General features: G+C 64.5%; 19 protein-coding genes. 14 read left to right on the top strand and 5 right to left on the bottom strand.

Annotation, left to right across the window (positions count from 1 at the left end; all coding sequences use genetic code 11):
• Positions 1-1275: 1275 nt before the first annotated feature.
• Both CYU89_RS15895 and CYU89_RS15890 read right to left on the bottom strand, forming a co-directional pair.
• A complete protein-coding gene (locus tag CYU89_RS15895) occupies positions 1276-2187 on the bottom strand; it encodes a peptidylprolyl isomerase (RefSeq protein WP_296282527.1) in 912 nt (303 codons plus the stop codon).
• Positions 2188-2254: 67 nt separating this feature from the next.
• Positions 2255-3556 (bottom strand): MFS transporter, encoded by a 1302-nt coding sequence (locus CYU89_RS15890; RefSeq protein WP_296282526.1) that lies wholly within the window; start codon positions 3554-3556, stop codon positions 2255-2257.
• A 166-nt stretch (positions 3557-3722) separates the two neighbouring features.
• Between CYU89_RS15890 and cyoA the strand changes: the two genes are divergently transcribed.
• From cyoA to CYU89_RS15845, 9 genes are all read left to right on the top strand, one after another.
• The gene (cyoA, locus tag CYU89_RS15885; protein WP_296282525.1) at positions 3723-4784 is read left to right on the top strand and encodes a ubiquinol oxidase subunit II; all 1062 of its coding nucleotides are present in this window, start codon (positions 3723-3725) and stop codon (positions 4782-4784) included.
• Between the two features lie 42 nt (positions 4785-4826).
• A complete protein-coding gene (cyoB, locus tag CYU89_RS15880; protein WP_296282524.1) occupies positions 4827-6866 on the top strand; it encodes a cytochrome o ubiquinol oxidase subunit I in 2040 nt (679 codons plus the stop codon).
• Positions 6859-7491 carry a cytochrome o ubiquinol oxidase subunit III gene (cyoC, locus tag CYU89_RS15875; protein WP_296282523.1) on the top strand — a complete coding sequence of 211 codons (633 nt, stop codon included), beginning with the start codon at positions 6859-6861 and terminating at the stop codon, positions 7489-7491. The genes cyoB and cyoC overlap by 8 nt, the downstream gene beginning before the upstream one ends.
• The gene (gene cyoD, locus CYU89_RS15870) at positions 7491-7892 is read left to right on the top strand and encodes a cytochrome o ubiquinol oxidase subunit IV (RefSeq protein ID WP_296282522.1); all 402 of its coding nucleotides are present in this window, start codon (positions 7491-7493) and stop codon (positions 7890-7892) included. The genes cyoC and cyoD overlap by 1 nt, the downstream gene beginning before the upstream one ends.
• Positions 7889-8680 carry an SURF1 family protein gene (locus tag CYU89_RS15865; RefSeq protein WP_296282521.1) on the top strand — a complete coding sequence of 264 codons (792 nt, stop codon included), beginning with the start codon at positions 7889-7891 and terminating at the stop codon, positions 8678-8680. The genes cyoD and CYU89_RS15865 overlap by 4 nt, the downstream gene beginning before the upstream one ends.
• A complete protein-coding gene (locus tag CYU89_RS15860) occupies positions 8628-10007 on the top strand; it encodes an ATP-binding protein (protein WP_296282519.1) in 1380 nt (459 codons plus the stop codon). The genes CYU89_RS15865 and CYU89_RS15860 overlap by 53 nt, the downstream gene beginning before the upstream one ends.
• Positions 9988-10533: a response regulator transcription factor gene (locus CYU89_RS15855; RefSeq protein WP_296282518.1), complete on the top strand. Its 546-nt coding sequence runs from the start codon at positions 9988-9990 to the stop codon at positions 10531-10533. Before CYU89_RS15860 ends, CYU89_RS15855 begins: the two co-directional genes overlap by 20 nt.
• Positions 10534-10752: 219 nt before the next feature.
• Positions 10753-11118 carry a PadR family transcriptional regulator gene (locus CYU89_RS15850; RefSeq protein WP_296282516.1) on the top strand — a complete coding sequence of 122 codons (366 nt, stop codon included), beginning with the start codon at positions 10753-10755 and terminating at the stop codon, positions 11116-11118.
• Complete coding sequence (locus tag CYU89_RS15845) at positions 11115-12032, top strand: sensor domain-containing protein (protein WP_296282514.1); 918 nt, start codon at positions 11115-11117, stop codon at positions 12030-12032. Before CYU89_RS15850 ends, CYU89_RS15845 begins: the two co-directional genes overlap by 4 nt.
• Before the next feature lie 126 nt (positions 12033-12158).
• Here CYU89_RS15845 and phaZ read toward each other — a convergent pair whose 3' ends face one another.
• Positions 12159-13406: a polyhydroxyalkanoate depolymerase gene (gene phaZ / locus CYU89_RS15840; RefSeq protein ID WP_296282512.1), complete on the bottom strand. Its 1248-nt coding sequence runs from the start codon at positions 13404-13406 to the stop codon at positions 12159-12161.
• An 81-nt stretch (positions 13407-13487) separates the two neighbouring features.
• Complete coding sequence (locus CYU89_RS15835; RefSeq protein WP_296282511.1) at positions 13488-14096, bottom strand: class I SAM-dependent methyltransferase; 609 nt, start codon at positions 14094-14096, stop codon at positions 13488-13490.
• 99 nt (positions 14097-14195) lie between these two features.
• Between CYU89_RS15835 and CYU89_RS15830 the strand changes: the two genes are divergently transcribed.
• Positions 14196-14612, top strand: coding sequence for a CopD family protein (locus tag CYU89_RS15830; RefSeq protein ID WP_296282510.1), 417 nt, complete (start codon positions 14196-14198; stop codon positions 14610-14612).
• A gap of 14 nt (positions 14613-14626) precedes the next feature.
• Here the strand turns inward: CYU89_RS15830 and CYU89_RS15825 are convergent, their stop codons facing one another.
• Positions 14627-15001, bottom strand: a complete 375-nt coding sequence (locus CYU89_RS15825) for a helix-turn-helix transcriptional regulator (RefSeq protein WP_296282528.1) — start codon at positions 14999-15001, stop codon at positions 14627-14629.
• Positions 15002-15313: 312 nt separating this feature from the next.
• On the opposite strand from CYU89_RS15825, the gene CYU89_RS15820 reads away from it, so the two are divergent.
• The 4 genes from CYU89_RS15820 to CYU89_RS15805 all read left to right on the top strand — a co-directional run bounded on the left by CYU89_RS15820 (position 15314) and on the right by CYU89_RS15805 (position 17659).
• Positions 15314-16579 (top strand): HlyD family efflux transporter periplasmic adaptor subunit, encoded by a 1266-nt coding sequence (locus tag CYU89_RS15820; RefSeq protein WP_296282509.1) that lies wholly within the window; start codon positions 15314-15316, stop codon positions 16577-16579.
• Positions 16580-16634: 55 nt separating this feature from the next.
• Complete coding sequence (locus tag CYU89_RS15815; protein WP_296282508.1) at positions 16635-17126, top strand: hypothetical protein; 492 nt, start codon at positions 16635-16637, stop codon at positions 17124-17126.
• A gap of 81 nt (positions 17127-17207) precedes the next feature.
• Positions 17208-17360: a hypothetical protein gene (locus tag CYU89_RS15810; RefSeq protein WP_296282507.1), complete on the top strand. Its 153-nt coding sequence runs from the start codon at positions 17208-17210 to the stop codon at positions 17358-17360.
• A 95-nt stretch (positions 17361-17455) separates the two neighbouring features.
• Positions 17456-17659 (top strand): hypothetical protein, encoded by a 204-nt coding sequence (locus CYU89_RS15805; RefSeq protein ID WP_296282506.1) that lies wholly within the window; start codon positions 17456-17458, stop codon positions 17657-17659.
• Positions 17660-18099 lie beyond the last annotated feature (440 nt).

The following is an 18099-nucleotide window of genomic DNA, read 5'->3' as shown; positions in this document are numbered from 1 at the left end:
TTATTATTATACATTTAGGATGAAATTAGGCAGGCTAGGTGATGTGTATTCTTAGGGGCTAGCCAAGATGGTGTATTATTACGTGGCTCAAGCTCCTTAGAATGCGCATCTAGTGAGAAAAGACATGATGCTCTCTGGAGCAAGCGGCGCTTGAGTCCCAGGTTGCTCAGATCACGATTCTCAGCTGTATCAAGAGGGACGACGTCGCAGGGGTCGGACTCGAACTCAATCGAGGTGGGAAGCCATTCCGTACCTTACTCGGGGCCGGCATCAGCCAGACCCGAGCCCTCGAACCCCCCTCGGAAGGTGGTGTCACGCCTCGCAAGAAGCACAGAGCCCAGCTTTTGCCACACACCCCCCGCCGGTGGTGGGGACGGTGGCACCTCCCCCGGGGCAACGGGTGAGGCCGTGGGCGATGATGTGTTGGACGGTTTCGAGGGGTTGCGGGTGGGGTATCGCCTGAGATGCTGGCGGCGATTCGCCGCGGTTCGCTTTCGGAGCCTACCGGTGAAGAGCGCATCGAATATTTGTTGAGTCGGAAACGTCGCGACCAAGAGCGACCTCCGTCGGAGCATTATTCGTTGGAGCACGTCTTGGCTTTTCAGCGTCGCGTCAATGCCTTGAAAACGAACTTCATGCGGCGAGGGCAGCGAACGCCACTTGGCTTGATAAGTGATTGGTGGGATCGCACTGAAGCGCAGATGCGAGGCGCCTTGCATATGCACTGCCTGGTCTGGTTTCTCCGCCGCATAAAGGATAAGGATCACCGGCCTATCGCTTCCATTCCGAGGACCGCGCCAGGGACAGGCCCACGGCAAAGACCGCGCACACAAGTTGTGGAAGCACTACCAGAGAAGGACTATAAGGAAGACGAGATGTACCACCATGCACACTGTGCGCGTGTGGTAGCGGAAATGGTGCGGCCCAGTGTGCCGCAGCCCAACTACGGAGGGTTCAACTTCGAAAAGCTTAGGATTGCGGGGCTTGCCAGACACATACAGACCAGAATCTACTTACACTCTTGTTCTCCAGTGTACTGCCTGAAGGGGCGGACTCATTGCCGTTTCTTCTTCCCGTATCGTGATGGAATAGAGTCTCGCGCACGGTTTAACATCCACATGATTCTCAGGTTTTGAACTCGTTTATTGTTTTAACTAGTGGTGCATGCGAGATTCTTTTCGATCACTCGGTGGCCAAGGCAACCCCAGCAGATGCACGACCAGAATACGGAGCGCGTTGCACTGCAGCGGCGTCTGGAGCCGGATGATCAGTGGCTCAACGCTTGGCTTCGCGCACTGGCAGCGGCACGTTGCAGAGGTCGATATGGCCGGCCGGACGCACGTACCAGCCGTCGCGGCGGTTGCGGCGCGCTTCGGTGGCGGCGGCGAAGGTTTTCGAATCGGTGCGCAGGATCTGCAGCGGGGTGCGTTCGGCATCGGGCACATCGCTGGCGAGGCGAACGGTGGTGATCGGCGTGCGCTCGGTGGCGTTCTCGTAGAAGCCCATCGGCTCCGGGCCGCGAGGAATCGCGCTGAGCAGTTCCATGCCTTTCACCACGCGGCCGACCAGGGTGATGTTGCGGTCGAGTTGCCGCGGCGACTGGCCGGTGACCACGTAGAGCTCGCTGCCGTTGCTGCTGTCGGGCGGACCACCGCGGCCCGCGCCCAGGGCGCCGTAGCAGTGCGCCAGCCAGACCTCGTTCGTCTTCGGGTCGCGTCCCGCCGGGAAGCCATCGACGAAGCCGACCTCGGGCGCCCAGCCATCCGCGTCCGGCAACCGGGTGAAGGACACGCCTTTGCCCGTGCGCGCGAATTCCGCCGGCAGCTTCGTCTTCGCGGTGCCCAGCGATTTCGCCTTGGCGGTGTCTTCCGCATCGGCATCGCCGAACTGCACCACGAAGTTGTCCTGCGAGCGATAGATGCCCAGTCCGTTCCAGAAGCCCTCGTGCGCCAGCGTGCGGATGTTGGCCACGTGCTCGGGCGCAAAGGCGGGCGCCAGTTCGATCACGACCCGTCCGCCCGGTACGTCCATGTACAGCGTGTTCGCCGGGTCGAGCGTGCGCCAGTCGGCGTCCGGCGAGGCGTCCAGGATCTCTTTGGCGCTCAGGTACTTCGGGGGCTCGGCGGCGTACGCGGTGGGCAGGGCGATCAGGCAGGCGAGCAGCAGCGGGAGACGGCGCATGGGCATTCCTGGACACGGGATGCCCGGATTGTAGTGCGCCGTAAGCGCGGGCGGTGGACGCCCCCGTGGACGATCAGCTCTTGTAGTTCTTCGCGCGGTTGATGCCGAGCGCGATCAGCGTGCCCAGTGCGCCGGACAGCAGGTAGGCGCCCAGCCATTCCAGCCCGAAGTTGGCGCACAGGCCCAGCGCCACCAGCGGGGCGAAGCCGGCGCCGATCAGCCAGGCCAGGTCGGATGTCAGTGCTGCACCGGTGTAGCGGTAGCGGCGACCGAAATTCGCGGTGACCGCGCCCGCCGCCTGGCCGTAGGAAAGGCCGAGCAGGGCGAAGCCGATCAGGATGAAGGCGCCCTGGCCGAACGATCCGCCTTCCATCAGGGTCGGTGCGAAGCCGCTGAACATCGCGATGCCGACGGCCAGGCCGCCGAGCGTGCGTGCACGGCCGACGCGGTCGGCGATGAGGCCCGACGCCACGATGGCGCCGGCGGCGATGAAGGCGCCGAGGATCTGCACGAGCAGGAAACCGACGACCGACTGCTGCGAATACAGCAGGATCCACGACAGCGGAAAGATCGTGACGATATGGAACAGTGCATAGCTCGCGAGCGCGGCGAACGCGCCGATCACGACGTGCCGGCCCTTGGCCTCGAACAATTCGCGCACCGGCGTGGGCTCGAGTTCCAGCTCGCCCATCTTGTCCTGGTATTCGTCGGCCACCACGATGCGCAGCCGAGCGAACAGTGCCACCACGTTGATGGCGAACGCGACGAAGAACGGATAGCGCCAACCCCACGTCAGCAGGTCGGCTTCTTCCAGGTTGGCGTACAGGAACGCGAACACGCCAGCCGCCACGATGAAGCCGACCGGCGCGCCCAGCTGGCCCAGCATGGCGTACCAGCCGCGGCGTTCCTTGGGCGCGTTGAGTGCTAGCAGCGAGGGCAGGCCGTCCCACGAGCCGCCCAGGGCCAGGCCCTGCACGACGCGCAGGCACGCCAGCAGTGCGATCGACGTCGCGCCCAACGCGGCGTAGCCCGGAAGGAAGGCGATCCCGGCCGTCGCGGTGCCCAGCAGGAACAGCGCCACGGTCAGCTTGATGCCGCGTCCCCAGCGCGCCTGGATCTTCATCGACAGCATGGTGCCGAACGGGCGCGCGACGAAGGCCAGCGCGAACAGCGCGAACGACCACAGCGTGCCTTCCAGGCGATCCACGAAGGGGAAGAACACCGCGGGAAAGATCAGCGCAGAGGCGATGCCGAAGACGAAGAAGTCGAAGTATTCCGACGCACGCCCTATGACCACGCCCACCGCGATCTCGCCCGGGGCGACATCGGCATGGGCCTTGGTGCCGTGGTCGTGGGTGGATCGCGTGGGGTTCATGGAGGCCATGGGACGGGGCTGCCGGGTCGGACCAGGGGAAAGGTACGCCCATAGGGTCGCAAACCGTACCCCTCGCCGCGATAGGACAAAACGTCCAATACTCCATGCCGGGCCCGCGCACTACATTGATCACGATCAATCCGTAAGCCCCACGCCCATGTCCCTCATGCGCCGAGCCCTGCCGTCCGCCGTGGCGATTCCCGCCGCCGCCGTGCTGTCGGGCTGCAACCTGCAGGTCCTCAATCCCGCCGGCGACATCGCCATCCGCCAGGGCAACCTGATCCTGGTGGCGACGGCGCTGATGCTGCTGGTGATCATCCCGGTGATCGCGCTGACGTTCTGGTTCGCCTGGCGTTACCGCGCCTCGAATACGCAAGCGACGTACAAGCCCGACTGGGACCACTCCACCCAGCTGGAACTGGTCATCTGGGGCGTGCCGCTGCTGATCATCATCGCGCTGGGTGCGGTGACGTGGATCGGCACGCACCTGCTGGACCCGTATCGCCCGCTGGGACGCATCGCCGAAGGGCGTCCGGTGCCGGAGGAGGTGAAACCGCTGGAAGTGCAGGTGGTAGCGCTGGACTGGAAATGGCTGTTCGTCTATCCCGAGTATGGCGTCGCCTCGGTCAACCAGATGGCCGCGCCGGTCGATCGCCCGATCACGTTCCGCCTGACCTCGTCGTCGACGATGAACGCGTTCTACGTGCCGGCGCTGGCCGGGATGATCTACACGATGCCGGCGATGGAGACCAAGCTGCATGCCGTCATCAACAAGGCGGGCGAGTACGAAGGCTTTTCCTCGCACTACAGCGGCGAGGGCTTTTCGCACATGCGCTTCCGTTTCCATGCGCTGTCCGACGAAGGTTTCGATCGCTGGATCGAAGGCGCCCGTGCCGGCGGCAAGGCGCTGACCCGCGCCGAGTATCTGCAGCTGGAAGTGCCGAGTTCGCGCGAGCCCTCCCGCCTCTATGCGTCCGTGGATGCGGGGCTGTTCGATGCGGTGGTCAATCGCTGCGTCGACACCGACCGCCTGTGCATGGACCAGATGATGGCCTACGACGCCATGGGCGGCCGCGGCCTGGACGGCATGCAGGCGGTGCAACGTCCGCGCCGGGGCAATCTGGCCGCAGGCCCGTTCGTCCGCGCCGAACTCTGCACGGTCGAAACGGCGCAGGCCGCGGAGCGCGGTTCCGCCGTGCCCACCGCCGGCGGTCTGAAGGCGCCCTGACGCGCCCCGCCGGCGCCCACCTGGAATCACCGGATCAGCACGATGGCTTTCGATACAAGCTCCGTCCCCCACTCACCGATCACCGGTCGCCTGGCCTGGGACGCGATTCCCATGCTGCACGACCCGATCATCGCCGCGACCTTCATCGGTACCTGCATCGCCGGTCTCGCGCTGCTCGCGGTGATCACGAAGTACAGGCTGTGGGGCTGGCTGTGGCGCGAGTGGTTCACCAGCATCGACCACAAGAAGATCGGCATCATGTACATGGTGCTGGGCCTGGTGATGCTGCTGCGCGGTTTCGCCGATGCCATCATGATGCGCCTGCACCAGGCGATGGCCTTCGGCGACAACCTGGGCTACCTGCCGCCGCACCACTACGACCAGATCTTCACCGCCCATGGCGTGATCATGATCTTCTTCGTCGCCATGCCGCTGGTCACCGGCCTGATGAACTACCTGGTGCCGCTGCAGATCGGTGCGCGCGACGTGGCGTTCCCGTTCCTCAACAATTTCAGCTTCTGGATGACCACCGCCGGCGCGGTACTGGTCATGCTGTCGTTGTTCCTGGGCGAGTTCTCCACCGCAGGATGGCTGGCGTTGTCCGGCCTGGGCAACCAGGACCCCGGGGTGGGGCTGGACTACTACATCTGGGCACTGCAGATAGCGGGCGTCGGTACATTGCTGTCCGGCGTGAACCTGCTGGTGACCATCCTGAAGATGCGCGCGCCCGGCATGGGCCTGATGAAGATGCCGGTGTTCACCTGGACGGCGCTGTGCACCAACGTGCTGATCGTGGTGTCTTTCCCCGTGCTGACCGCGGTTCTGGCGCTGATGACGCTGGACCGCTACGTCGGGACCAACTTCTTCACCACGGACCTTGGCGGCAACGCCATGCTGTACGTCAACCTGATCTGGATCTGGGGACACCCGGAGGTCTACATCCTGATCCTGCCGCTGTTCGGCGTGTTTTCCGAGATCGTGTCCACCTACTCGGGCAAGCGGCTGTTCGGCTACTCGTCGATGGTCTACGCCACGGTCTGCATCACGGTGCTGTCGTACCTGGTGTGGCTGCACCACTTCTTCACCATGGGCTCGGGCGCGAGCGTCAACTCGTTCTTCGGCATCACCACGATGATCATCTCGATCCCCACCGGCGCGAAGATCTTCAACTGGCTGTTCACGATGTACCGCGGCCGCATCCGCTTCGAAGTGCCGATGCTGTGGACGATGGGCTTCATGGTCACCTTCGTGATCGGCGGCATGACCGGCGTGCTGCTGGCGGTGCCGCCGGCGGACTTCGTGCTGCACAACTCGCTGTTCCTGGTCGCCCACTTCCACAACGTGATCATCGGCGGCGTGGTGTTCGGTCTGTTCGCGGCGATGACGCACTGGTTCCCCAAGGCGTTCGGCTTCCGGCTCGACGACTTCTGGGGCAAGGTCTCGTTCTGGTTCTGGCTGGCCGGCTACTGGTTCGCGTTCACGCCGCTGTACGTGCTGGGCCTGATGGGCGTGACCCGCCGCATGAGCCATTTCGAGGATCCTTCGCTGCAGATCTGGTTCCAGATCGCCGCCTTCGGCGCGGTCCTGGTGGCGATCGGCATCGCCGCGTTCCTGTTCTGCATCTACATCAGCTTCCGCCGACGCGAACAGCTGCGCGACCACACCGGCGATCCGTGGGGTGGCCGCACACTGGAGTGGTCCACGTCGTCGCCGCCGCCCGATTACAACTTCGCGTTCACGCCAGTCGTGCACGACACCGATGCCTGGACGGACATGAAGCAGCGGGGGTTCCAGCGTCCGCGCGACGGATTCAAGGCGATCCACATGCCGCGCAACACTGGGGCCGGCGTCATCCTGTCGGCACTGAGCACGGTCTGCGGCTTCGCCCTGATCTGGCACGTCTGGTGGCTGGCGGGCGTGTCGCTGGTGGCGACGATCGTCTATGCCATCTGGCACAGCTTCGACCGCAACCGCGACTACTACATTCCGGCCGACGAGGTCGCCCGCACTGAGCAGGCGCGCACCGAACAGCTGGAGCGCGCACTCCTGAACCAAGGCCTTGCGAAGCACGCCCATGTCTGAGTCCATCGCCCTGAATCGACCCGACGGCTCGCCGGTGTTCCTGGACACCGAGGGCAGGCATCATCCCGAGAACGGCACGCTGCTGGGCTTCTGGATCTACCTGCTCAGCGACCTGATGATCTTCGGCAGCCTGTTCGCCACGTTCGGAGTGTTTTCCGGCAGCTATGCGGCCGGCCCGTCCGGCCGCGACCTGTTCCTGCCCAACCTGCACCTGGTCGCGATCAATACGGGCATCCTGCTGGTGTCGTCGATCACCTACGGCTTCGCGATGCTGGCGATGATGAAGCGCAGCGCCCGCGGTACGGTCGGCTGGCTTCTGGTCACCGGCCTGCTGGGCCTGGCGTTCCTGTCGATCGAGGTCTACGAGTTCCATCACCTGATCCACATAGGTGCGGGACCCCAGCGCAGCGCGTTCCTGTCGGCGTTCTTCACCCTGGTCGGCACACACGGCCTGCACGTGCTGTTCGGCGTCATCTGGCTGGTCGTGCTGTGCGTACAGGTGCGCAAGTGGGGGCTCAATCGCACCACCACGCGCCGCATCGCCTGCCTGTCGATGTTCTGGCATTTCCTGGACGTCGTCTGGATCGGCGTCTTTACCTTCGTCTACCTGATGGGCGTGCAGTGATGGCCAACCCTTCTTCTTCTTCCGAACACGACGACGTTTTCGAGGACGGCATTCCGCACGCCAGCCTGAAGGAGTACGCGACCGGCTTCGTGCTGTCGGTCGTGCTGACTGCAATCCCATTCTGGCTGGTGATGGCCAAGGTGCTGCCCACACCGGCCATCACCACGCTGGTGATCCTGGCCTTCGCCATGGTCCAGGTGGTCGTGCACATGGTGTATTTCCTGCACATGAATCCGAAGTCGGAAGGCGGCTGGAACCTGTTCGCGCTGATCTTCACCGCCGTCCTTCTGGTGATCGTGCTGGCCGGCACGTTGTGGGTCATGCACAACATGAACACCCACATGATGCCGGGCTCGCACGACATGCATCAGGTGCAGGACGCGGTCCAGAGCCTGCCGTGAACGATCCCGCCGCCGCGACGCGTCCTCCTGCGCCGTGCAGGCGGTGGCGGGTCGCGTTCGCCGGCCTGCTGGCGGTCGCCTTCTGCGGATTCATCGCACTGGGCGTGTGGCAGCTGCAGCGGATGGCGTGGAAGCACGATCTGATCGCGCGCGTCGATGCGCGCATCCACGCAGCGGCTGTGCCCGCGCCGTCGCGCGCTCAGTGGGCGTCCGTCAGCGACGCGAACGACAGTTACCGGCGCGTATCGGTCAGCGGGCGTTTCGTGCCCGGCAGCGAAACGCGCACGCAGGCGGTCACCGAACTCGGTGGCGGCTTCTGGCTGCTCCAGCCGCTGCAGACCGACGATGGCGATAGCGTGCTGGTGAACCGCGGCTTCGTGCCGATCGGCGGGGCGGTATCGCCTGCGCCGGAGGGCCGGGTGGTGGTGCAAGGGCTCCTGCGCATGAGCGAGCCGGGGGGCGGTTTCCTGCGCCGGAACGTGCCGACGGAGGACCGATGGTACTCGCGCGACGTCGCCGCGATCGCCGGCGCGCGGGGCCTGCCGGTCCGGGACGTCGCGCCGTTCTTCATCGATGCCGACCGCGATCCGGCCGTGCGCGGGTGGCCGCGCGGCGGCATGACCGTGGTGACGTTCCGCGATCCGCACCTGTCCTATGCGCTGACCTGGTTCGGCATGGCGTTGCTGGCGCTGGTCGGCGGTGGCTTGCTGCTCGCGTCGGAGCGCCGGTTGCGCCATGATCGGCGCCTCCGTCGCCCCCCGGACCCGCATGTACTTCCGCCAGGCTGATTCCGTCGACGATCCCGGGCGCGCCGTGCCCCGCATGGACGGCTCGCACGACCGCGCCGGGCTGCGCAACCTGCAGCAGCTCATCCAGCTGCGCTGGATCGCGGTGGTCGGTCAGGTGGCGACGATCCTCATGGTGCAGTACGGCCTGGATATCGCGTTGCCGCTCGCGCCGATGTTCGCCGTGCTGGCCGCGCTGGCACTGTTCAACCTGGCCAGCCACGCGTGGTGGCGGCGTCATGCGCAGGTGTCCCACGGCGCGCTGTTGATCGGCCTGCTGGTGGACGTGGCCTCGCTGACCATCCAGCTGTACCTGTCGGGCGGCATCGCCAATCCGTTCGTGTTCCTGTTCCTGCTGCAGGTCGTGATCGGCACGGTACTGCTGCGCTCGCCGGGCAGCTGGGTGATCGCGGCTGCCGCTGCGCTGTGCGTGGTGGGGCTGGCAGCCGTGCCCGCGCCGCTGAAGCTGGCCGTGGAACCGGCGCGTGGGCTGGCCGACCACTACGTGCAGGGATTGCTGGTGTGCTTCCTCCTGATCGCCGGCCTGCTGGTCGTGTTCATCACCCGCATCGGCGGCATCCTGCGCGAGCGCGACGCGCGGCTGGCCGAGCTGCGCCAGCGGGCGGTGGAGGAGGAGCACATCGTGCGCATCGGGCTGCTGGCCTCGGGTGCCGCACACGAACTGGGTACGCCGCTGTCCACGCTGTCGGTGATCCTCGGCGACTGGCAGCACCTGCCCACCATGGCGTCCGATGGCGAGCTGCACAACGATGTGCTGGAAATGCAGGTCCAGGTCGCGCGCTGCAAGTCCATCGTCACCAATATCCTGATGGCCGCCGGCGAGACGCGTGCCGAGGCGCCGACGGAGACGACGCTGCATGCGCTGTTCGACGATCTGGCGCATGAATGGGAACAGGCGCGCGGTCCGTCCCGCTTCGAATACCGCAACCAGACGCCCTTCGATCGCCGTATCGTCACCGATGCCGGACTTCGACAGATGGTGTTCAACGTGCTCGACAACGCGCTGGAAGCGTCGCCGGACTGGGTCGGGATGGACGTCCGCATCCACGATGACGCCGTGAGGGTCGAGGTCTCCGATGCCGGCCCCGGCTTCGAGCCCGGCATCCTGCGGCGCCTGGGCACGCCCTACAACAGCAGCAAGGGCAGGCCGGGCGGAGGCCTGGGGCTGTTCCTGTCGGTCAACGTGGCGCGCACGCTCGGTGGCAGGCTGGATGCGGCCAACCAGCCGCAGGGCGGCGCGACGGTCACGCTGACGTTGCCGCTGGCGGCGATCGCGATCGAGGAGACGGATGTTGACGACCAGGATTGAGCGCCGGTTGCTGATCGTCGAGGACGATGCGGCGTTCGCGCGGACGCTGGTGCGTTCCTTCGAACGGCGCGGCTACCAGGTGCGTCATCTCGCGGGCGAGGAAGGCATGGCGGCGCTGCTGGCGGAGTTCGCGCCCACGCATGCGGTGGTGGATCTCAAGCTGGCCGGCGGCGCGTCCGGCCTGTCCAGCGTCAAGCGGCTGCACGACGCCGACCCGTCGATGGTGATCGTGGTGCTGACCGGCTATGCCAGCATCGCCACCGCGGTGGAGGCGATCAAGCTGGGCGCACGCCACTACCTCGCCAAACCGTCGAACACCGACGATATCGAAGCGGCCTTCCAGCGCGCCGCGGGCGATGCCGACGTGGAACTGACCGCGCGCACGACCTCCATCAAGACGCTGGAGTGGGAACACATCCACGAAGCGCTCGCGGCCAGCGACTTCAATATCTCCGAAGCCGCACGCCGGCTGGGACTTCACCGGCGCACGCTGGCACGCAAGCTGGAGAAGCGGCGGGTCAAGTAGGGCGTGCGTCCCGGTGCCGGCAGTCCTGCAGGGCCGCCACGCTACCCATGTCGACCGCCCGGGCCACGCAGGCCTGCCACCAGCGCGCGCGTGTTCCCGCGCCTCCCTGACTGCCTGGACGTCATGACGCAGGACGGGGTGACTACTGGCACATTCGCTATATCAAACTTCGCAATAGCATCCTCTCCAACCTAGCGGGGGTCCCGCGGAGGGGGAACGATGAACGAGCCCGACATCCACCTGAAGAAGTTCCAGAAAGAGCTCAGCGCCGGCACCGTGTCGCTGGCATTGCTGGCGGTCCTGGCCCGCGCCGGCGAGCCGCTGTATGGCTACCTGATCGCCAAGCAGCTCGAACGCGTGGGCGAGGGCGTGCTCAGCGGCAAGCAGAGCGCGCTGTATCCGGTACTGCGCAATCTCGAGGGAGGCGGCCTGCTCGACAGTTTCGTCGAGCCGTCGGTCGCCGGACCTCCGCGCCGCTACTACCGCATCACCGAGGCAGGGCGGCAGACCCTGCAGTCCTGGGCCGCCGCCTGGCGCGCCACCCGCGATTCCGTCGATTCCGTGCTTGAGGGGATTCCTGCATGAACACCACCACCGTTTCGGGCAGCCTGCCCACCACCATCCCCGAGTATCTCGACCAGCTGCGTGCGGCCCTGGCCGGCGCCGACAAGGCGATGATCCAGGATGCCGTGTACGACGCAGAGGAGTACCTGCGTTCGGAACTGGCGGAGAACCCGGGCAAGTCGGAAGCCGAGGTGATCGCTTCGGTCGCCGGCAGCTACGGTGCGCCGGAGGAGGTCGCCGAGATCTACCGGGAAACCGAGGTCACGGTCGCCAGGGCATTGCGCCCGCCGGTGCCGCCGAAGCGCAAGTCGCTGCTGGGACGCTTCTTCGGCGTGGCAGCCGATCCCCGCACCTACGGCGCCCTGTTCTACATGCTGCTGTCGCTGGCGACGGGCACGTTCTATTTCACCTGGGTGGTGACCGGGGCCAGCCTGTCGACCGGCCTGCTGATCCTGATCGTCGGCATCCCGTTGTTGCTGCTGTTCCTGATGTCGGTACGGCTGCTGTCGCTGGTGGAAGGGCGGGTGGTCGAGGTGTTGCTCGGCGAGCGCATGCCGCGCCGCCCGCTCTACACGCAACGCGACAAGCCGTGGATGACGCGGCTGAAGGAACTCTTCACCGATGGCCGCACGTGGACCGCGATGCTGTACCTGCTGCTGATGCATCCGCTCGGCGTCCTGTACTTCTCGGTGGCCATCACCCTGCTTGCGCTGTCGCTGGGTTTCATCGCGGCGCCGGTGGCCTACTTCCTTCCCTTCGACTATGTGCTGAACTTCGGCCACTGGAACATGGTCACCGACGCGCCCTGGATGCTGCCGCTACTGTCCGTCATCGGATTCGTCCTGCTGTTCGCCACGCTGCACCTGGCGCGTTTCGTCGGCGTCTTCCACGGCTGGCTCGCGAAGCACCTGCTGGTGCGTACGCCGGTGGTGTAAAGGAAGACGGGGATCGCCGTGCGTCGCGAACAAGAAGGCCGCCCGTGAGGGCGGCCTTCTTGCTGAGCCTGGAGGCGCCGGTCGTTCGACAGTGTCGCGATTGGCGTCCCGCCACCCCGGGTCGGATCAACCGGCGTACTTGGCGATGAAATCGCGCACCTGCGGATAGACCTTCTCGCGCCAGCGACGGCCGCTGAAGATGCCGTAGTGGCCGGCGCCTTCGACGGTCAGGTGCTTGTGGTGCGCTTTCGCGATGCCGGTGCACAGGTCGTGCGCGGCAGCGGTCTGGCCCTGGCCGGAGATGTCGTCGAGTTCTCCCTCGATGCTCATCAGTGCGGTCTTCCTGATGGCGGCCGGCTTCACGAGTTCGCCATTGACCGTCCACTCGCCGCGCGGCAGCAGGAATTCCTGGAACACGGTGCGGATGGTGTCCAGGTAATACTCGGCCGGCATGTCGAGCACGGCGTTGTATTCGTCGTAGAACTTGCGGTGCGATTCTGCGTCCTGCAGGTCGCCCTTCACCAGGTCGGCATAGAAGTCCCAGTGCGACATGAAGTGCCGGCTGGGGTTCATCGCGAGGAAGCCGGCATGCTGCAGGAACCCGGGATACACGCGGCGGCCTTCGCCCGGGTAAGGCATCGGCACGGTATGGATGACGTTGTTCTCGAACCACGACAGCGGATTGCGCGTCGCCAGGCTGTTCACTTCGGTCGGACTGCGGCGCGCATCGATCGGCCCACCCATCATCACCAGCGAACGCGGCGTGGGCTCGCCACGCGCGGCCATCAGCGAAACCGCAGCAAGCACCGGTACCGTCGGTTGGCAGACGCTGATGACGTGCAGCTTCTCCGCGCCGATATGGCGGATGAACTCCTCCACGTAGGCAACGTAGTCATCGAGGCTGAAAGCGCCCTCCGATTCGGGGACCATGCGCGCGTCGACCCAGTCGGTCACGTAAACCTTGTGGTTGCGCAGCAGCGTGTGCACGGTATCGCGCAGCAGGGTGGCGTGGTGCCCGGACAGCGGCGCGACCACCAGGACCGTGGGGTCGTCCTTCAGCTCGGCGATGGTGGCCGCATCGTCGGTGTAGCGTTTGAACCGCAGCAGGCGGCAGAAGGGCTTCTTCAGCGCTTCCAGCTCCACCACGGGCACGCTGCGACCGTGCGCCTCGACTTCGCGGATGTCCCACGCCGGCTTTTCGTAATCCTTGCCGATGCGGTGGACGAGTTCGTTGCCGGCGGCGATGCGCTCGGCGCCCGGCACATTGGAGAGCCAGCTGGTCGGTGTCGAGAACATCCTTGCATTGGCTTCGGCCATGTAGGCCAGTGGCGCCATCCATGCGCGTCCGAGTTCGTGCAGTTGGTACAAGGTCATGGCTGTCCGGATTCCCGCTTTTGGTGCACGGTGCTGCGTCGCAGCATACCCCAAAGCCGGGTGCCGCCGCGCGCGGCCTGTTCAGGTTATCGGCCGGAAATCCGCGGCCTCCAGTACCGCCACGTCGCCCGCTAGTCGCGGGCCCAGCCAGCAATGGTTTCCGATGGACTGGAACCCCTCACCATGGAAGGCTTGCCGGTACCACGCCGCCCTGCGCGGCTGGAAGCCGTCATGGTCGCCTTCGAACGCGTCCTCCTTCGCGAACGTCTCCAGGAAGGCCACGCCGCCGCTCAACTCCGCCAGGCCCCGTAGCCCGCGCTTGAGTTCGCGGGTCGGCACGTAATGCAGCACGTCCGAGCAGACCAGCAGATCGACGGGTTCGCATGGGCGCAGGTATTCGAACTCTTCGAAGCGTGCGTAGTGCAGATTGCGCGTGCGACCGAAGCGGCGGACGGCGTACTCGCTGCCGTCGAAGCCCAGGTACTGCAGTTTCGGCCGCAGCTTCAGCAGTGGCGCACGCCACGCGCCTTCGCCGCAACCGATGTCCAGCACCGTGCGGATCGGTCGTTCCAGGTGGTATTCAGCCACCGCCACCGCCAGCGCCACCTTGCGCGCAAGCCGCGGTGCGCCCCCGATGTCGCCGTCGCGATACCAGCGCTGGAAGTAGTCGGCGTCGTACTGCTTGGTCATGCGCGTGCCCGGCGTGCGGAAAGGCGGGAAGCTTACGCGATGCGGCGCGCTATCCTATGCGCCGCACGCCATCCCGCGCAGCCAGACGGAGCCAGCCGCATGTACCTGTGGGTCAAGACCTTCCACCTCGTCTTCGTTATCGCCTGGATGGCGACCGTGTTCTACCTGCCGCGCATCCTGGTCAACCTGGCCGAGACAACCGGGCAGCCCGACGTGCAGGCGCGCCTGCTGCTGATGGGGCGCCGCCTGTATGGCTTCGGCCACACCATGTTCGGCATCGCGGTGATCCTGGGTGGCGTGCTGTGGTTCCACTTCGGCATCAGCGGCGGCTGGCTGCACGCCAAGCTGACGCTGGTGGCGTTGACCCTGGCGCACTTCATCGTCACCGGCCGCTGGCTCAAGGGCGTGGCGAAAGGCAAGTCGCTGCCATCGCCCACGGCGTTGAAATGGTTCAACGAACTGCCGCTGTTCGCGTTGATCGCGATCGTCTGGCTGGTGCTGGCGAAGCCGTTCTGACAAAGACGCACCCTTCAGCGCAGGGGTCTGTCCGCCGTTCGCCTGTTGCCTCTCCCAGCCTCCACGATAAGAAGTAGTTGCAGGCGAGCATCAGCCGTCATCTCCCTGAAAGCTTGCAGCAGCCGCCGCTCCACTTCGTCGTGGATGAACTCGCCCTCCATGTCAGACACCTTGTCGGTGCCCCTGGCATGTCGGAGGGGGCCGCGACCCGTGGCCAACCACTCGAAACTCACGTCAGTAATCTCAGCCAGCCTCGCCAAGCGCGCGGATGCAGGCAGCACGCCGTCGGTACCTTCCCAGTTGGCAACGGCACTGCGCGTAACTCCAAGATTGAGCGCGAGCGCTTCTTGGGACATCCGTGCGCGTTGGCGCGCAATCCTTATGCGCATTGAGAGCTTCATGTGAGTTGACTCAGCCTGTTGAGTGAGAGCCGCCCAAACTAAACACATGAATATCGCAAAGCAATTCACATTTTTGCGTCAGCCGGACTGACGGTAGGTTGTCCACTATTGCTGACACATACGCACAAATCGTTGAAACGAAAGGTCGTTGTAGGGGTGAAGGTCAGAGCCACTGACGTGCACCCGCGAAACTGCGGTTGAAGTGCCTGTTGGTGGTGCGACAAGATCGACTCAAGGGCGCAGGGATGCCCGAGTCGGCCGACCCCAGTCCGGGTCGGCGCCACGAGTCAAGGAAGCTGCGTGACGCAACCGCTTTTTCGCCCGGAAGTTCTGGAAGCCAAGCGCGGCAGCTGGCTGGGCGGCATCTCGCTGGCGCAGCCCGTATCCCTGTGGGTGCTGACGCTGGCGACTGCATTGGCGGCGACCGCAATCGTGCTGTTCGTAACCTTCGGCACGTACACACGGCGCTCGACCGTCACGGGGCAGTTGGTGCCGTCTCAGGGCTTGGCGACCGTGCTCGCGCCTGCCACCGGGGTAGTGACCAAGCTAGGCGCCGAAGAGGGTAGTCACGTGGCGTCGGGTGATGCGCTGGCCGTGGTCACCGTGCCTCGCGCGACGCTGGCGGCAGGCGACACGCAGGTGGCACTTGAGCAGCGGCTGCAACAACGGCAGGACGGCTTGCTGTCCACCCAGCAGGCCCAACAGGCGCAACTGCGCGTTCAGGCGCAGGGGGCAAATGCACAACTGGTGGTCGCGCAGCGCGAACTGGCGCAGATCGAATCGGAAGTCATCACCCGGCAGGATCAGATCCGCATCGCCACGGAGACGCTGGCCCGCTTGCGTCGACTGGAGGGTGGCCAGTACGTCAGCGTGTTGCAGATCAAGCAGCAGGAAGCCACGGTCCTCGAGTACACGGGGCAGATGCAGTCGCTGCAGCGGCAGGCGATTGGCATCCGGCGCCTGATTGCGCAATTGCAGCAGGCCGTCGACGAGTTGCCGGCGCAGGGACAGGCAAGTGCGGCGGGCTTTCAGCGTGAGCTGGCGCAGTTAGAACAGGAGCGCGTGCAGATGCAGGCCGGAAGCTCACTGGTCGTCAAGGCACCAGTTGCTGGTGTGGTGGCCACGCAGGTCGTCAAGCAAGGGCAGTCGGTGCATGCCGACCAGCCGCTGATGACGTTGTTGCCTGGCGACGGACGATTGGAGGCTGAATTGCTTGTGCCGAGCCGCGCCATCGGTTTTATCGAGCCCGGCGACCGCGTGCTACTGCGTTACCAGGCGTTTCCCTATCAGAAGTTCGGCCATCAGGAGGGGCGTATCGCCGCTATCAGTCGCAGCGCGCTCAGTCCGGGTGAGTTGGGTGCTTTGATCGGCAATGCGCAGCAGGGTGAGCCGTTCTATAGGGTGACCGTCTCTCTTGCACGGCAGGAGATCACGGCCTATGGCAAGCCGGAGGCGTTGAAGCCGGGCATGTTGGTGGATGCGGATGTGCTAGGAGAGCGGAGGGCGCTGGTGGAGTGGATCTTCGAGCCGCTGTACTCGCTGGGTGGGAAGGTGGGCAATGGATGAGTGCTCGACTGGCAGCAGCCCTGATGAGCTTCGGGCGCCGTCGCGGCAATGCCCGATGATGCTTCTTCTGGCGATTTCCGTCGTGGGTAGCTTATTCATTGGAGCGCCGGCCTATCAAGCCATGGCAGCGCCATTGCCTCCCGTCATCGACAGCGTGTCGGCCGAAGAGGTACCCCTGTTCTCACCGGAAGAGGCTTGGCAGCTGGCTCACGAGCCTCGATCGAGGATGATCGATGAGGTGACCTGCGAGCGTATCGAGGGGGTTTACCTGAAAAGCAATGAGGGGCCGCGCAAAGTTATATCGGGCTCTGTATCGGCGCTGTTCCGGTCGCGCCATCGCGGAGCGCCATTCCTAAGGGTCAGAACGCGAGAAGACGGCGTGCATGTCACGCGCTTCCCGGCCACCAAGAATGAGGTAATCACGTCGCGGTCCTATCGATTCGATGAGCGCACGAAGCGGCACGTGTACGGGAGGCCTTTCGACTCGGTGTGTCAGGCAGGCGAAGTGAACGTTGGAGGCCTGACACCCATTCAAAAGGGGGAATGAGTGCCCTCTAGAGTCGGAAAACTCTCAGGGTCCTGAGCCCATCGTGCAGGGGTGCTGCACTTACAACAATAGGAAGAAAAGATGAGAAAGATGATGGATCACGAACTGGCTGCGGTATCGGGTGGTGGCGATAGCGACGTGCCGCCGGTAGGGGTGACGCAGGCGCAGTGGAATGATCTGCTGTTTCGCCTGGCGTGGGAGCGGAAGAACGATCCGTATCGTAGGGAGAACTGATTCGGCTGCACCAGTTTCGACAAAATAGTGTTTTGTATGAGGTGTGACTGTCCCGTAGCGCAGGGGTTCTGCGTAGATCTTAAGGAGCTATAAGAATGCGTGAGCTGACTTTTCAGGAAGTTGAATCGGTTGATGGTGCTGTTACGCAGAGTGACGTGATCTCTACCAACCTCGCTATCATCGGTATCGGCGCGGGAGCGATTTTTGCCGGGATGACCGCTCCCGCTTGGGGGCCAATTGCTCTGATTGGATTGAGCGTGGCAGTGACCGGGACATACGTTTACGAACAGCTGAGATAAGTTTATCGGTGGCTCCACATGCTTGGGGCCACCGATGTTCTACGGAGTGAATATGTTCAAAAAAGATAAGGGCGTTAAGAACCCGTTGGGTGTTTCAGATCACTCAAAGCGTCAGTTTCTTGTCGGGTTCTTCATTGGGGCGGTTGTGGGAATTGGCATTGGACGACTTCTTGGGTTGTTGAGCTAACTGCGGCGCGTACTTTGGGGGGGCAAATGTGGCAGAACGAGACAACGTGCAATGCCCTAAGCCCATGCAAGGCCGGGTCTTCGTGAGTGCGAGGGTACTAGCGGAAGTAAGAACGAGGTAAGTGTAATGTTCAGTCACAAAGCGCTTCCGCCTATCGTGTTTGCAGTCATATCTGTTTTTATTGTTGTTATTTTTCTAGGTTTGATGCTGGGTACTCGCATGGCCGAAAGGGATAATTTGCGGACGCAGAACT

This window comes from Pseudoxanthomonas sp. (assembly GCF_002863005.1).
Lineage (GTDB): Bacteria > Pseudomonadota > Gammaproteobacteria > Xanthomonadales > Xanthomonadaceae > Pseudoxanthomonas_A.
This window is presented reverse-complemented; position numbering and strand designations above follow the sequence as displayed.

Excerpts from the sequence above, each read along its gene's own strand:
- CYU89_RS15895 (WP_296282527.1), bottom strand. The coding sequence starts at position 2,187 with ATGCCCATGCGCCGTCTCCCGCTGCTGCTCGCCTGCCTGATCGCCCTG.
- CYU89_RS15890 (WP_296282526.1), bottom strand. The coding sequence starts at position 3,556 with ATGAACCCCACGCGATCCACCCACGACCACGGCACCAAGGCCCATGCC.
- cyoA (WP_296282525.1), top strand. The coding sequence starts at position 3,723 with ATGCGCCGAGCCCTGCCGTCCGCCGTGGCGATTCCCGCCGCCGCCGTG.
- cyoB (WP_296282524.1), top strand. The coding sequence starts at position 4,827 with ATGGCTTTCGATACAAGCTCCGTCCCCCACTCACCGATCACCGGTCGC.
- cyoC (WP_296282523.1), top strand. The coding sequence starts at position 6,859 with ATGTCTGAGTCCATCGCCCTGAATCGACCCGACGGCTCGCCGGTGTTC.
- cyoD (WP_296282522.1), top strand. The coding sequence starts at position 7,491 with ATGGCCAACCCTTCTTCTTCTTCCGAACACGACGACGTTTTCGAGGAC.
- CYU89_RS15860 (WP_296282519.1), top strand. The coding sequence starts at position 8,628 with ATGATCGGCGCCTCCGTCGCCCCCCGGACCCGCATGTACTTCCGCCAG.
- CYU89_RS15855 (WP_296282518.1), top strand. The coding sequence starts at position 9,988 with ATGTTGACGACCAGGATTGAGCGCCGGTTGCTGATCGTCGAGGACGAT.
- CYU89_RS15850 (WP_296282516.1), top strand. The coding sequence starts at position 10,753 with ATGAACGAGCCCGACATCCACCTGAAGAAGTTCCAGAAAGAGCTCAGC.
- CYU89_RS15845 (WP_296282514.1), top strand. The coding sequence starts at position 11,115 with ATGAACACCACCACCGTTTCGGGCAGCCTGCCCACCACCATCCCCGAG.
- phaZ (WP_296282512.1), bottom strand. The coding sequence starts at position 13,406 with ATGACCTTGTACCAACTGCACGAACTCGGACGCGCATGGATGGCGCCA.
- CYU89_RS15835 (WP_296282511.1), bottom strand. The coding sequence starts at position 14,096 with ATGACCAAGCAGTACGACGCCGACTACTTCCAGCGCTGGTATCGCGAC.
- CYU89_RS15830 (WP_296282510.1), top strand. The coding sequence starts at position 14,196 with ATGTACCTGTGGGTCAAGACCTTCCACCTCGTCTTCGTTATCGCCTGG.
- CYU89_RS15825 (WP_296282528.1), bottom strand. The coding sequence starts at position 15,001 with ATGCGCATAAGGATTGCGCGCCAACGCGCACGGATGTCCCAAGAAGCG.
- CYU89_RS15815 (WP_296282508.1), top strand. The coding sequence starts at position 16,635 with ATGATGCTTCTTCTGGCGATTTCCGTCGTGGGTAGCTTATTCATTGGA.
- CYU89_RS15810 (WP_296282507.1), top strand. The coding sequence starts at position 17,208 with ATGAGAAAGATGATGGATCACGAACTGGCTGCGGTATCGGGTGGTGGC.
- CYU89_RS15805 (WP_296282506.1), top strand. The coding sequence starts at position 17,456 with ATGCGTGAGCTGACTTTTCAGGAAGTTGAATCGGTTGATGGTGCTGTT.